Source organism: Desulfovibrio desulfopostgatei, from assembly GCF_053570645.1.
Genome location: NZ_JBRBQS010000002.1, coordinates 2,075,183 through 2,088,730 on the forward strand (window position 1 = coordinate 2,075,183; position 13,548 = coordinate 2,088,730).

Below are 13,548 nucleotides of genomic sequence, written 5' to 3' on the forward strand. Positions count from 1 at the left end.
TGAGGGCGCAGAGCTAACGTGCCGGCAACGCCAGCACGAACGAAAATCAAGTGCAGACTGGGGTTTTGCCGCCTCACCAGGCAACTTGTTTCGTATTTCGCCCGGCCCCCTTACAGGTGCTGACGGCGTAAAATCCGCGCAAAGGGATTTGCCGTCAATGTGAAGGGGCAGCAGTATTGGCTTTTTCTCCCTCGGGGGCTGCATGTATACTTTTGACCTGCTGTGTTTCTGTATTTCCGTGGCCCTGTACGCCGCATACAATCTCTTTATCCGTTTCAGGGAATCATTCAATCCTGGCTACACAATCCACGGCATATCGCGAACGGCACGGGTTCAGTGGGTGGCGTCCATTCTTGAAAAAAAGAATGGCATTCTTGCCGTGCAAACCCTGCGCAACGCCACCATGGCCTCTACCTTCATGGCCTCCACAAGCGTTTTGCTGGCCGTGGGCGTGCTCTCCCTTACTGGCAATGGGGAAAATGTCCGGCACACATGGCACTCGCTGAACTTTTTTGGTTCTGTGGAGCCGGGCATGTTTGCCTTCAAGATTCTTGCCCTTTTGCTGAATTTTTTTCTGGCTTTTTTTTGCTTTACCTCATCGCTCAGGTTGTACACGCATGTGGCCTTCATGCTGGGCGCGGAATCCGGACAACAGGATTCCGACCAGCTTGGCAGCATGGCAGAAAAATACCTGAATATGGGTGCAAACCATTTTTATTTGGGAATGCGCGCCTTCTATTTCACTGTGCCGCTGGTTTTCTGGATTTTTGGCGCGCAGTTCATGATTTTTGGCACTGCGTTTCTGATCAGCATCATCTTTATTCTTGATAAGACGCCACAACACAAAGAGAGTTAGATATTATCTTGAAATATCTTTCCATTCTATTATTGATAATCTCGTAAAAAAATTCTGAATTTAAGTACAAGTTAACACAGTTATATGCGTATTGATTTTATTTTTTATGAATACCATCATAAAAATAAAGCATCATGACAAAAATAACAGTACTTACGAGAACATTATACAATTTTCACAACTCACTTCTATCTTCATTGTTGCATTATATCATATTCAACTGTCTGATATAAACGCTTTATGCAAGCATAATTAACTGCGTGCTCACCCTTGTTATCAATAGCATGCAGTTTTTATATGCAGTTTATTTAGGTATGCGCATTATTTTAACCTTGACGCAAATCAGATATAATTGACGCCTTAGTAGGCAAGAGGTACTTTATTTTTGTCAAAGAATGTTTGTAATCAAATGAAAAAGTCAACCATGGGAGGGAAAGGCATGAAGATTGTATTTTCTGGATTGGTGCTAGGACTTATGGCTATATGTTTGGTGGGTTGCAGCAAAAATGCCCCTCAACCTTCTGCCCAGCCAAATGAAACGCTGGTGATGAGCTCTGAGATTGAGAGCACGGTGGCAAAGGTTGAAGCTGTTGATCTGAAAACGCGCAAGGTAACCTTGAGCAGCCTTCAGGGTGATTTGTTTATTATTCATGTGAGCAAGGAAGCCGTTAATCTGCGGCGCGTAAAGAAAGGAGATATGGTCGATATTTCCTACGGGCGTGAACTGACAGTGTGGTTGGCGGAGCCTGGTTCTGTGGCTGACGAACAGGCTACGGCTGTTGTCAGGGCCAAACCCGGATCCCAGCCGCAGGGCATGGGAGTAAGGGAATCGAACTTTACCGCCAAGATACTTGCCATGGATAAAGTCAACGAGCTGGCCAAGCTTGAACTCGCCAACGGTTCTGTGGTGGTAGTCAAGGTGCAAAATCCAGAGAACCTCAAAAAGCTTAAGGTCGGGGATACGCTGGGTATTAGCTATCTTGAGGTTGTTGATATCGCCGTACGGAAGAGCTCCAAGCAGAGCGCCAAGCAGGGCTCCAAGCGTTGATTTTATAAGCCTGGTGTCTTCGGGCCATATTAACGAGGGGAATGGTCAATGAACGGGAAAGTTCTTCGGCGTTTGATGATCTTCTTATCCCTGCTTGCACTCATGGTCGTTGCTCTTCCCGCGCCCTCCATGGCAGACAGCGCGGCATCCATCAATTATGATGTTACTGCTGCGTTAAACCAGTTATACGCTTCAAGCCCGGCGGCAAAAAAAATGGGAAGCGCAGCCAAGGGAATCCTTGTCTTTCCCAATATAGTCAAGGGCGGCTTTATCATTGGCGGTCAATTCGGCGAAGGCGCCCTGCGGATTGGAGGCAAAACCAGGGGCTACTATCGTAGCGTTGCAGCATCCTACGGGTTGCAGGCCGGTATACAGAAGTTTGGCTATGCTCTGTTTTTTCTTTCAGATGATGACCTGAAGTATCTGAAAAGCAGTGGCGGATGGGAGATAGGTGTCGGCCCCAGCGTGGTTGTTGTGGATGAGGGGATGGCCAGATCGTTTACCACTACCACGGCTCGCTCTGGGGTGTACGCATTTTTCTTCAACCAGAAGGGGCTAATGGCTGGCTTGGGTATTCAGGGCAGCAAAATAACTGAAATACATCCGGGCAAGTAGCCTCTGTTTTTACATACTCGGATTCAGCCTTTTGAAATGCATAAACGGCGGCTTACCGTTCAGGGTAGGCCGCCGTTTTTCCTGCGCATGCGGTGGAAGATAGTGACCCCTTGATGTGGTCATACTCGTTCTTGGGCTCAAGCCCACATATGTAATCACCACCTGAACTGCCTGCCGATCTGCCCCTCTCCCCTTTCTTCTGAAAATCGTACGATCTTTGCCGCTAACATACCTGAGCGCTTGATTGTTTTTTATCCTGATATTACACAGATTGATAATAAGTCATCCAACATGCATGGCAGGATCGCTCAAACAGATGTTTCTGCCGGGTGCAATTGCAGACAGCTTGCAGGCTGGCGCGGCAACCCCTGATGCCGTTGCCTTTACGAGGTCTTTGACACGAATTCGATCAAACGGCTCAGCCTGACTGTACACACTGAGCCGTAGAAGGTGGACTTGCAAGCGACACTCTGCATATGAACAGCAAACAGCTAGCCCAATCCCTCTTGTGCCTGCTTGATAATTTGAGCGGGAGGCCATTTTTTCTTGCCATACGGCGAGGGCTGTTCATTGTTTTGCCGCTCATAATGATCGGCTCATTCACCCTGCTGCTACGCAATTTGCCCTTTGAAGCCGCGCAAAATGCCGTTGACGCACTGCTCGGCCCCGTGGGAATGCGCGCGTGCGACACCCTTGTGGCAGGCACATTCGGCATATCCGCCCTGGCCCTGGCCTGCGCACTGGGCGGTGCCAGCGCCATGCGGGCCAACCTGACCAATCCCTCTGCCCCAGCCGTCAGCCCAATGCTGAGTTCGCTGGTGGTTCTCTCCTGCTTTTTTGTCATTGTTGCACCGGAAGAAACAAGTTCCTGGACCATCAGCTTTTCCATGGACAGAGGCCTGCTGCTTGCCATGTGCGTGGCAATGGCGGGCAGCGCCGTATTTGTACGCCTTGCGCGGTACCGTATTTTTCATCTGTCGGAAGAAATGGCGGGGCATGATCCGGTTGTACGCGATGTGGTCACAGTTATGCCTGCGGCCATGGCAACAATCTTGCTTTTCGGGTTTATCCGCTTTCTGCTGACGCTATGGGGAGCAACAGACCTGCATGCAGCAACAAGCAAGCTGCTTACCCTGCCCTTTCAGCATAGCGGCAATGGCCTCGGCTTTGGCCTGCTCTACAGCTTCACCTCGCAGGTGCTCTGGTTTTTCGGCGCTCATGGCCCCAACGTGCTCAATTCTGTGGATGTGAACATCCTCAGCCCTGCGGGCCTGGTTAATGCCAAAGCCATAATGTATGGCAACGAGCCGCCTTTTGTTTTTACAAAAATATTCTTTGATACTTTTACGCGCATGGGCGGCTCTGGCTCCACCCTGGCCCTGTGCTTTGCCGTTCTGGTACGCTGCCGCGACTGGGGTATGAAAAAACTCTGCCTGCTGGCGCTGGTCCCGGCCCTGTGCAACGTCAATGAGCCTCTTATTTTTGGCATTCCCCTGATGCTCAACCCCGCGTTTGCCATTCCTTTTCTTCTGGTGCCGGCGGTACAAACCGTAGTGGCATACCTTGCAACAATTATTGCCTTTGTGCCGCATACCACGGTGGGAGTTGCCTGGACCACCCCCCCACTGCTCAGCGGCTATGTCGCGACTGGCAGCATCAACGGCTCCATTTTGCAGATGATTAACCTTGGGCTTGGCTTCCTCATATATCTGCCCTTTGTGGCTCTCTCTGACGCAGTGCGCGAAAAGCACGGCAAGCAGGTTATGCACAACCTGCTGCAAATTGCCAGCCGCTGTGATTTTGGGTCTCCCGACACTCGCAAGTGCCTGAACATTCCCGGCGAAGTGGGCCGCCTTGCCCACACGCTTGCCACAGACCTTGAGCGGTCGCTAAACGCCAATGACGGTCAGCTTTATCTTGTGTTTCAGCCGCAGTGCGACCACACGGCAAAGCGCGTGGCAGGCGTGGAAGCCCTGCTGCGGTGGGATCACCCCATATATGGCCCTGTGGCCCCGCCCATTATTGTTGCGCTTGCCGAAGACACAAACCTCATTGACCGACTGGGCAAGTTTGTACTGCTTGAGGCCTGTAAACAGCGCGCTGCATGGCATCCCGCTGTTCCGCATGACCTTGTGATCGCCGTCAATATCACTCCCAGCCAGCTGCGCAATGCCAACTTTGCCCAGATGGTGCTTGGTACGCTGCACGGTCTGGGCCTTTCACCCACCCAGCTTGAACTGGAAATTACGGAATCTTCCATTCTGGAGCCAGACGCCCGCACTCTTGATCTGCTCACCCGGCTGCGTGTGCTTGGAGTACGCCTTGCCATTGATGATTTCGGCATGGGGCACACATCTCTGCGTTACATCCGCGCCTTTCCTGTGACCACGGTCAAGGTTGACCGCTCCCTGACGGAAAGCCTCAACAGCAACGTGCAGGAACAGATCGTGCGCAGCATTCTGGATTTGAGCCGCAGCCTGCGCATAACCACAGTGGTGGAAGGCGTGGAAGACGAGCAGCAGTTGCGCGTTTTTACGGGCATCGGCTACCATACGTTTCAGGGCTATTATTTCAGCCGCCCGCTTTCCAGTGCGGACTGCCTGGACTTTGTACTGCGCTACAACGGGCAAACGGATCTGGAAGCCTGAGGCAGCAGGTTGGCGTTTTTTTCGCGCTTTGCCCCAAGCACGCAAAAGGCCCCGGCATAACCGGGGCCTAAACTTTATAGCGTGAACTTTCCAAATCTGCCGCAATTATCCCCAGCCAGACAGGGCCAATGACACTAGTCGGGCAAAGCCTGCGCTACCCTCGTTGGACGGATTCGCCTTCGATTTTTTGCAGCAGGCTGGCGCAAAAATTGTCCAGCATCTTTTCTGTTTCATCGCCCAGCCCCAAAACAGAACCGGACCGCAACTGGCGCGCCCGTAGCGGCTCAAGATCAGGCATGCTGATGCGCTGTTGCGGCAGATCGGCAATAGGCGGCAGGTCAGCGACCTGGTCAGGTGTGGCCTTGTTCAGCACCAGCACCTGACGGTGCAGGCCCAGATTGCCAGCCATACGGGCAACCTCCGCCGCTGTTTCCAGCGAGCGCATACTCGGCTCGGATACCACCAGCAGGGCATCCACATGAGCCACGGTTCCCCGGCCCAGGTGCTCCACACCGGCCTCCATGTCCACCAGCACCCATTCACGTCTGTCGAGCACCAGGTGCGCCAGCAGGGCCTTGAGCAGGGCGTTGCTTTCACAAGCGCAGCCGCCCCCGGCGCTGGTCAAGGGGCCCATGACCAGCAGGCGTTTGTCGCCTGCTGTTTTCGCCCCTTCCCCCACAACAGGCAGAGGGGCCGACAGAGCCTCGGGCAGATCGCTGACATGCGGATCAAGATCCATCATGCCGCCCTTGCCAGCGGGACGAATGCGTTCTTCAATCAATACGGCGCGCTGGGTGAGGGCCTCCGGCAGATCAGCCCGCGCCAGACCAGAGGCCTGCCCGAGCGAAAGCGCCGTGTCGGCATCCACAAGCCAGACTTTTTCTCCGCGCCGGGCCAGATAATCGCCAAGCCAGGCGGTGATGGAGGTTTTGCCCACGCCGCCCTTGCCAGAAACGGCAATCTTCATGCAATCCCCCTTGTGGTTCATGTACGTGTCCTTTCGCCTTGCGCAGAGCGGGCAGGCCCGCCCACCCGCTCTGCAAAACACACTGGCCTAGGGTTGCAGGCCAAGGCCCTGCCGCTTCTGCCGGATGCGCGCATCCAGCAGATCAGCCGCCGTTTCGGGATCGTCATTGACCACAAAGGATGCGCCCACAATCTGTTCCAGACCATTTAGGGCTATATCCGTCACCTTTTCCGAGCCGAGGATGTTGGGCGGCAGCCCCAGATGCGTGTAAATGCCGCTGGCAACCGCATACAGGCCGATGGCCGCCGCTTTTTCAGAGTACCACTCCGGCGAAGACGCGCCCACGGGCAGATCGGAAATATCCACGCCCAGGGCATTGGCGATCAGCGCGCACAACTGCAAGATACGGGCGTTATCCACGCAACTGCCAAGGTGCAGCACAGGCGGAATGCCCAGCGCCCCGCACAGGCTTTGCAGCCCCGGCCCCGCCATGGAAGCGCCCTCGGGCATCAGCAGCCCGGCCTTGCCCGCCGCTGTGGTGACGCAGCCTGTGGCCAGAACCATAATATCTTTTTTGATAAGCGCCTTCATGAGGCCCACGTTGGCCGAATCGTGCTTGATCTTGGGATTGTTGCAGCCAACCACGCCCACAAAACCGCGCACCGTGCCAGCCTTGACGGCACCCAGCAAAGGATCAAGCGAACCGCCCAGAGCCTCAAGGATGGCCTCGTTGGAGAAACCGGTCATGATGCTGACAGGTTCGGCGGGGATTTCCACACGCTTGGGGTCGCGCTCCACAAAGGCGTCCACCGCCATGCGGACGACCTTGCGGGCTTCTTCCCGTGCATTTTCGGGATGGAAATTAAAATGGATGGCCCCGGTAAAGCGGGCCTTGGCTGCTGTGTCGATAAAACGGGTGTGGTAGCAGCCAGCCACCTGCACAAGGCTCGGCATGATGCACTGGTAGTCCACCACCACAACTTCCACAGCGCCGGTCACGATTGCCAGCTCCGTCATCAGGTGGTTGCCTGCCATGGGGATGCCCTGCCGCATGAGCAGCTCATTACCGGTACAGCACAACCCGGCAACAGTGATGCCTGTTGCTCCGTTCTTTTTGGCAAGCTCGATCATTTCAGGGTCGCGAGCTGCGTCCAGAATCATCTCGGACACCACAGGATTGTGGCCGTGCACCAAGATATTGACTGTGTCCTTTTTGATTACGCCAAGGTTGGCGGTGGACATTTTGGGTTTGGGTGTACCGAAAAGCACGTCGCACAGTTCTGTGGCGATCATGGAACCAGCCCAACCGTCGGCCAGGGCGCAACGCGCCGCATGCAGCATGGTATTGGGCGCATCATTATCGCAGCCCATGTGGGTGCGGTGCATCATTTCGGCTATTTCGCGGTCAACGCCGCGCGGAGTGATGTCGAGCTTTTCCCACAGCTCGCGGCGCTTGGCCGGAACACGAGAGAGAAAATTGACCGCCTTGCGCCTGCTGCCAAAATCGCTGTAGCAGGCATCCACCACATCGGCGGCCACATCAAGGGCATCGCGCCCTTCTGTTGCCACGCCCAGCTCGGCAGCAATACGCCGCAGTTTGGCCTCGTCCCGAATCTGGTAGCCGGGGGCGCGGCCTTCCACTACTGCCTCCAGAGCCTCGATCACATCACGTCCGTGATCGGAGTGCCCAGCAGAGCCGCCAGCGATAAAACGGCCAAAGTTGCGGGCCACAATCACATCGGCGTCTGCGCCACACACGCCGCGAGAAAGTTTTCCACCAGGTTCGGCCTTGGCACTGATGCGGCACGGCCCCATGACGCAGTTGCGGCAGGTGGTGCCAAGCTCGCAAAAACGGCAATGCGGCGTTTGCTGATCCAGTCTGTCCCAGGCTGTTTCTACGCCATCTGCTCTGGCCTTTGCCAGCATACTTTTGGCATCATCCCATATGGACATGTCGTTGATGTCGCGCTTCTTGCTTTCCATAGCTGCCCCACAAAACTTGAGGTTACACGGCGCGCCAAGTCTGCGCCGCCATCTTTGTCATACTGGTATCACAGTCAGGCAAGAGCGTCTGTCAGATGTGCGACAATGGAGCAATGATGATTTTTATATCAAGCTAATCGCATAAAATAATTATATTTTTACCATGAACACAGCAAAAAAAAGTAAAAAACTCTGAATTAATAACTGGAAAGAGCTGAGCAGAAGGAAATTTTGGCGGGTTAGTCCAGAAGTTCGCGAAGACGACCTTCGTCGAGAATGCAATACACGCCGCGCTGCTCCTTGAGCAGAATGCCGGAGCGGGTCAGGTCGGTCAGCAAGGTGGAAATGGTCTGGCGGGACGCCCCGAGGGTCTGGGCCAACATCTCGCCCGAAAGCTGCAGGCGAACGCGGCGGCGGCCATCAGGGCCGGGGGCGCTTTCTTGCGCGGCAGAAACAAGATGACGAGCCAGGCGGGCAGAAACATCACGCAGAGCAAGGCCATCCACAATACTAAACGTATTTTTGAGAATACCGCCAAGCACCCGCACAACAGTTACCGTAAACTGCGGCACGGACATCATGCGCTGGTTAAACGTGGGCGTGTCCACCAGCAGGATTGTGGTATCTTCCACAGCCTGCACCTGCGCGCTTGAATGGCTGACGTACACATCGCCCGGTTTGAGAAAGGCGAGGGTAAATTCCTTTTCGCCATAGGCAAGATATACGCGCACAAGGCCCTTGCTCACAATGAACACGTAATTGCCGGCTGTCAGCCGCTCCCCTGCTGAAGAAACTGGCGTTGGGGAACTTTCCAGCTCTTCATCATAGCTGGGCGTAAAAATCATGCTGTTTTTGGGGAAACTGCGCTCATGAAAAGCGGAAAGCAGCGAGGAGAATTCCGGCTTGGCCAGTTCATCCAGCAAATTGACTGAGGTAAACTTCATGGGATTCTCCTGCTTCCGGCATGCTCACTGATCCACAGGGATACTCAGCATGACGACATTTGATCGATCATTCCACAGTAACCCCTCACTACTGATTTAAACATATAGTCCATGTGCAAATTCGTCAAAGATTTCGCTACACGACAAGGTTTGGGTCGCCTGAGTGGTGCGCGATCTCGTCTCCTCGCGGAGCTTATCTTTTGCTGCCCTTCGGCACGGGATTCCGGATCCTGTAGCGCGCTCTCACCACATCGGCGTGCGATTCGCCTCTCAGTTGAGGTGAACCTTTAGATTTTGCTGCCCTTCGGTCACTGTATTCCGCCATCCGCGAAGTTTGGGACGCGGGTGCAGAGCAATTTCTGCTCATCGTAGAGTTTGAGTCTTTTGCTGCCCTTCTGGCACATTATTCCGCCGGATGGCGGAGTTTGGGACGCCTATGCGGCGCGCAGCAAGGCGGGGCCTGTTATGGGGCTACGCCCCCTTCTCGGCCCCCCCTTGCATCCCCCCCGAAGCACCCCCAAAGAGGAATCTTCAATAACCTCTGTGTGACGAGGGCAACGCGGCTGTAGCTCCGGGAGCTTCCTTCCCTTGCTGCGCTCGGTCAGGCGATCTCCCTCCGCGCCGCGTAAATGCCAGATGGCGCATTTGCTTTGGATAAAGTCCGTTTCAGCCGACTATCCTGATAACAATTATACTGTTAAAACTGGTCGTTGGCTCAAGCTGCTCTCGCCACAATAATTGTTGTCTCTCAACATACTTAGCTTCGCTGCGGGCATCATTACAAGCAAGACGTATTGCTTAATCCCCTAGTCACCTCGAAGCGAAAGCCCCACAGCTAGAAGCCAATGGCGAGTCGTTAACATCATATGTCTTTGGCAGTCAGTAGTTAAAGAAAGGTTGCAGAGTCACGTTCAGCACATACGGGCGAACTGTTGCGATAAACTAGTGTAACCGTATGGAGCCTGAGTCCCTAGATTGTTTATGGTCAGGAGATTGCTGTAGCACCACCTTCCATCCTGTCTTTATGGGGAGTAATTAATAAATGGTTTCAGGGTCACATTGCATCACCTTTTGAATGCGCAAAGTTGCAATGAAATTACACCGCACGCGGCACAGGACACCCTGCCTTTCAACGGGAATGACGTGAAATGGTTGTGGTGCCGCCTTCCATCTTGGCTTTCGCAGGTCGTGATCAGGAGAGGGTTGTGGAGTTGCCTTCCTTAGACTCGCCGGAGCGTGAGCGGAGGCGACGTGCTGGTGTTGGGCGAATTTGCAAAATACGCATTTTTGCGGACTGACAAGGAAAAATTAGTTTTTTAAGCGCAGCGTACTCAAGTACGTGAGCATTAAAAAACCAATTTTGACGCAGTCAGGCCCAAAAAGACGGGTTTGCGTAAATGCGGCTGACGTGCTCTGGACGCAACCAGGAGAAAGCGAGGAAAAACTCCAAAGAGCAAGGGGGGAGTTGGAAGGAAGGAGCAAGGGGGGAATAAAAGACAAAGCCCCTTGCGCTAATAGCAGCAAGGGGCTTTGGAGCGATCGTTGACAGCGGCCTACTTTCCCACATGACGTTATGCAGTATCATCGGCGATGGAGAGCTTAACTTCCGAGTTCGGAATGGGATCGGGTGTACCCTCTCCTCCATGGCTATCAACGAAATTTGTCAAAATATTAATTGACAGGGACGGAAGGATTTTTTTCAAACACAAGCCGCACGGGCTATTAGTACTGGTCAGCTCCACACCTCGCGGCGCTTCCACCTCCAGCCTATCAACGAGGTAGTCTACCTCGGCCCTTTAGGGATTGCTCCAGGGAGAACTTATCTTAAGGCAGGCTTCCCGCTTAGATGCTTTCAGCGGTTATCCCTTCCGCACATAGCTACCCTGCTGTGCCGTTGGCACGACAACAGGTCCACCAGGGGTGCGTCCATCCCGGTCCTCTCGTACTAGGGACAGGCCCTTTCAATTCTCCAGCGCCCACAGAAGATAGGGACCAAACTGTCTCACGACGTTTTAAACCCAGCTCGCGTACCACTTTAAACGGCGAACAGCCGTACCCTTGGGACCTGCTTCAGCCCCAGGATGTGATGAGCCGACATCGAGGTGCCAAACCGCATCGTCGATGTGAACTCTTGGATGCGATCAGCCTGTTATCCCCGGCGTACCTTTTATCCAATGAGCGATGACCCTTCCATTCGGGATCACCGGATCACTAACACCTACTTTCGTACCTGCTCGAGATGTCTCTCTTGCAGTCAAGCTCCCTTATGCGTTTGCACTCGACGGCTGGTTTCCAATCAGCCTGAGGGAACCTTTGCATGCCTCCGTTACTCTTTAGGAGGCGACCGCCCCAGTCAAACTACCCACCAGACACTGTTCCCTCACCGGATAACGGTCGAGGGTTAGGGACCTGAAAAAACAAGGGTGGTATTTCAACAATGACTCCCCCCATACTAGCGTACAGAGTTCACAGTCTCCCACCTATCCTACACATGCAGTTCCAAATCCCAATGTCAAGCTATAGTAAAGGTGCACAGGGTCTTTCCGTCTTTCTGCGGGTACACGGCATTTTCACCGCGACTTCAATTTCACCGAGTCTCTGGCCGAGACAGTGTGGAGATCGTTACGCCATTCGTGCAGGTCGGAACTTACCCGACAAGGAATTTCGCTACCTTAGGACCGTTATAGTTACGGCCGCCGTTTACCGGGGCTTCAATTCGAAGCTTCGCTTGCGCTGACCTCTCCTTTTAACCTTCCGGCACCGGGCAGGCGTCAGTCCGTATACGTCGTCTTTAGGACTTCGCACAGACCTATGTTTTTAGTAAACAGTCGCCACCACCATTTCTCTGCGGCTCCCTCAGGCTCGTTAAGTGAATTAACTTCACCCGGAGGAGCACCCCTTCTTCCGAAGGTACGGGGTTATTTTGCCGAGTTCCTTGGCCAGAGTTCTCTCGAGCGCCTTGGATTATTCATCCCACCCACCTGAGTTGGTTTGCGGTACGGTTTGCACATCCTAAACTTAGAAGATTTTCTAGGCAGTATAGGCTCAACAGCTTCAGACCTTACGGTCACGGACTCGCGTCTCGACGTAGAGCGGTACGGATTTGCCTGTACCACACGTCTACCTGCTTGCACCGGGACAACCAACACCCGGCCTGTCTACCTTTCTGCGTCCCTCCATCGCACAGATGTACAAGTACGAGAATATTAACTCGTTTCCCATCAGCTACGCCTTTCAGCCTCACCTTAGGGACCGACTAACCCTGGGAAGATTACCTTTACCCAGGAAACCTTGGGTTTACGGCGAACGGGTTTTTCACCCGTTTTATCGTTACTCATGTCAGCATAATCACTTCTCCACAGTCCAGCATGCTTTACAACACACCTTCAGCCCGTGAAGAACGCTCCCCTACCAGACCACATACGTGGAATTCAAAGCTTCGGTACTATGCTTAGCCCCGTTACATTTTCGGCGCAACGTCATTAGACCAGTGAGCTATTACGCTTTCTTTAAACGATGGCTGCTTCTAAGCCAACGTCCTGGGTGTCTCTACAACGTCACCACCTTAACCACTGAGCATAGATTTGGAGACCTTAGCTGTTGATCTGGGCTCTTACCCTCTCGACAATGGACCTTAGCACCCACTGTCTGACTCCCATGGTACATCTGACCGGCATTCTGAGTTTGAAAGAGTTTGGTAATCTGGTAGGACCCCTAGCTCTGTCAGTGCTTTACCTCCGGTAGACAATCCATGAGGCTATACCTCAATATATTTCGGGGAGAACCAGCTATCACCGGGTTTGATTGGCCTTTCACCCCTATCCACAAGTCATCCAAAACGTTTTCAGCCGTTAATGGTTCGGTCCTCCACAAGGTTTTACCCTTGCTTCAACCTGCTCATGGATAGATCACCCGGTTTCGGGTCTAATCCGCACTACTAAACGCCCTTATCAGACTCGCTTTCGCTACGGCTCCACTTACGCTTAACCTTGCAGTACAGATTAACTCGCTGACTCATTATGCAAAAGGCACGCGGTCACACCACAAGGGTGCTCCCACAGCTTGTAAGCATCAGGTTTCAGATTCTATTTCACTCCCCTGACAGGGGTTCTTTTCACCTTTCCCTCACGGTACTGGTGCACTATCGGTCGTCGGTTAGTACTTAGCCTTGGAAGATGGTCCTCCCAGATTCCCACGAGGTTTCACGTGCCTCGCAGTACTCAGGTACCGGCTGTGTCCTTTTCAGTTTCGGGTACGGGGCTATCACCCGCTCTGGCGAAGCTTTCCAGCTTCCTTCCCCTGCCTACTCCAGAATCACGTATGCCGGCCCTACAACCCCGCATGGACGGATCCACACGGTTTGGGCTATTCCCCCTTCGCTCGCCGCTACTGAGGGAGTCTCGTTTGATTTCCTTTCCTTCAGGTACTGAGATGTTTCACTTCCCTGAGTTGGCACTTGGCAGACTATGTATTCGTCTACCAGTGAC

At 53.6% G+C, this 13,548-nt stretch carries 7 protein-coding genes and 2 rRNA genes (1 of these 9 running past the window's edge); 4 read left to right on the forward strand and 5 right to left on the reverse strand.

Translation table 11 applies throughout. The features are described 5' to 3' along the window. The first annotated feature begins 202 nt into the window (after positions 1 to 202). The 4 genes from ACUZ9Q_RS09090 to ACUZ9Q_RS09105 all read left to right on the forward strand — a co-directional run bounded on the left by ACUZ9Q_RS09090 (position 203) and on the right by ACUZ9Q_RS09105 (position 5,167). Positions 203 to 856, forward strand: coding sequence for a DUF599 domain-containing protein (locus tag ACUZ9Q_RS09090; protein ID WP_215648631.1), 654 nt, complete (start codon positions 203 to 205; stop codon positions 854 to 856). Positions 857 to 1,295: 439 nt separating this feature from the next. After that, positions 1,296 to 1,904, forward strand: a complete 609-nt coding sequence (locus ACUZ9Q_RS09095) for a hypothetical protein (protein WP_449247728.1) — start codon at positions 1,296 to 1,298, stop codon at positions 1,902 to 1,904. A 48-nt stretch (positions 1,905 to 1,952) separates the two neighbouring features. Further along, positions 1,953 to 2,519 carry a lipid-binding SYLF domain-containing protein gene (locus tag ACUZ9Q_RS09100; RefSeq protein WP_192113765.1) on the forward strand — a complete coding sequence of 189 codons (567 nt, stop codon included), beginning with the start codon at positions 1,953 to 1,955 and terminating at the stop codon, positions 2,517 to 2,519. Between the two features lie 476 nt (positions 2,520 to 2,995). Continuing rightward, positions 2,996 to 5,167, forward strand: coding sequence for an EAL domain-containing protein (locus ACUZ9Q_RS09105; RefSeq protein ID WP_449247729.1), 2,172 nt, complete (start codon positions 2,996 to 2,998; stop codon positions 5,165 to 5,167). A 154-nt stretch (positions 5,168 to 5,321) separates the two neighbouring features. On the opposite strand, the gene ACUZ9Q_RS09110 is transcribed toward ACUZ9Q_RS09105, so the two are convergent. The 5 genes from ACUZ9Q_RS09110 to ACUZ9Q_RS09130 all read right to left on the reverse strand — a co-directional run. Further along, positions 5,322 to 6,134 (reverse strand): ATP-binding protein, encoded by an 813-nt coding sequence (locus ACUZ9Q_RS09110; protein ID WP_449247730.1) that lies wholly within the window; start codon positions 6,132 to 6,134, stop codon positions 5,322 to 5,324. A gap of 87 nt (positions 6,135 to 6,221) precedes the next feature. Beyond that, positions 6,222 to 8,117 carry an anaerobic carbon-monoxide dehydrogenase catalytic subunit gene (cooS, locus tag ACUZ9Q_RS09115; RefSeq protein WP_449247731.1) on the reverse strand — a complete coding sequence of 632 codons (1,896 nt, stop codon included), beginning with the start codon at positions 8,115 to 8,117 and terminating at the stop codon, positions 6,222 to 6,224. Positions 8,118 to 8,356: 239 nt separating this feature from the next. After that, a complete protein-coding gene (locus ACUZ9Q_RS09120) occupies positions 8,357 to 9,061 on the reverse strand; it encodes a Crp/Fnr family transcriptional regulator (protein ID WP_192113761.1) in 705 nt (234 codons plus the stop codon). A gap of 1,540 nt (positions 9,062 to 10,601) precedes the next feature. Continuing rightward, a 5S ribosomal RNA gene (gene rrf, locus ACUZ9Q_RS09125) occupies positions 10,602 to 10,716 on the reverse strand. A gap of 46 nt (positions 10,717 to 10,762) precedes the next feature. Beyond that, positions 10,763 to 13,548: ribosomal RNA gene (locus ACUZ9Q_RS09130) — 23S ribosomal RNA — on the reverse strand (it continues 148 nt past the right edge of the window).

Coding starts and splice junctions, on each gene's coding strand:
- ACUZ9Q_RS09090 (WP_215648631.1), top strand. CDS start 203: ATGTATACTTTTGACCTGCTGTGTTTCTGTATTTCCGTGGCCCTGTAC.
- ACUZ9Q_RS09095 (WP_449247728.1), top strand. CDS start 1,296: ATGAAGATTGTATTTTCTGGATTGGTGCTAGGACTTATGGCTATATGT.
- ACUZ9Q_RS09100 (WP_192113765.1), top strand. CDS start 1,953: ATGAACGGGAAAGTTCTTCGGCGTTTGATGATCTTCTTATCCCTGCTT.
- ACUZ9Q_RS09105 (WP_449247729.1), top strand. CDS start 2,996: ATGAACAGCAAACAGCTAGCCCAATCCCTCTTGTGCCTGCTTGATAAT.
- ACUZ9Q_RS09110 (WP_449247730.1), bottom strand. CDS start 6,134: ATGAAGATTGCCGTTTCTGGCAAGGGCGGCGTGGGCAAAACCTCCATC.
- cooS (WP_449247731.1), bottom strand. CDS start 8,117: ATGGAAAGCAAGAAGCGCGACATCAACGACATGTCCATATGGGATGAT.
- ACUZ9Q_RS09120 (WP_192113761.1), bottom strand. CDS start 9,061: ATGAAGTTTACCTCAGTCAATTTGCTGGATGAACTGGCCAAGCCGGAA.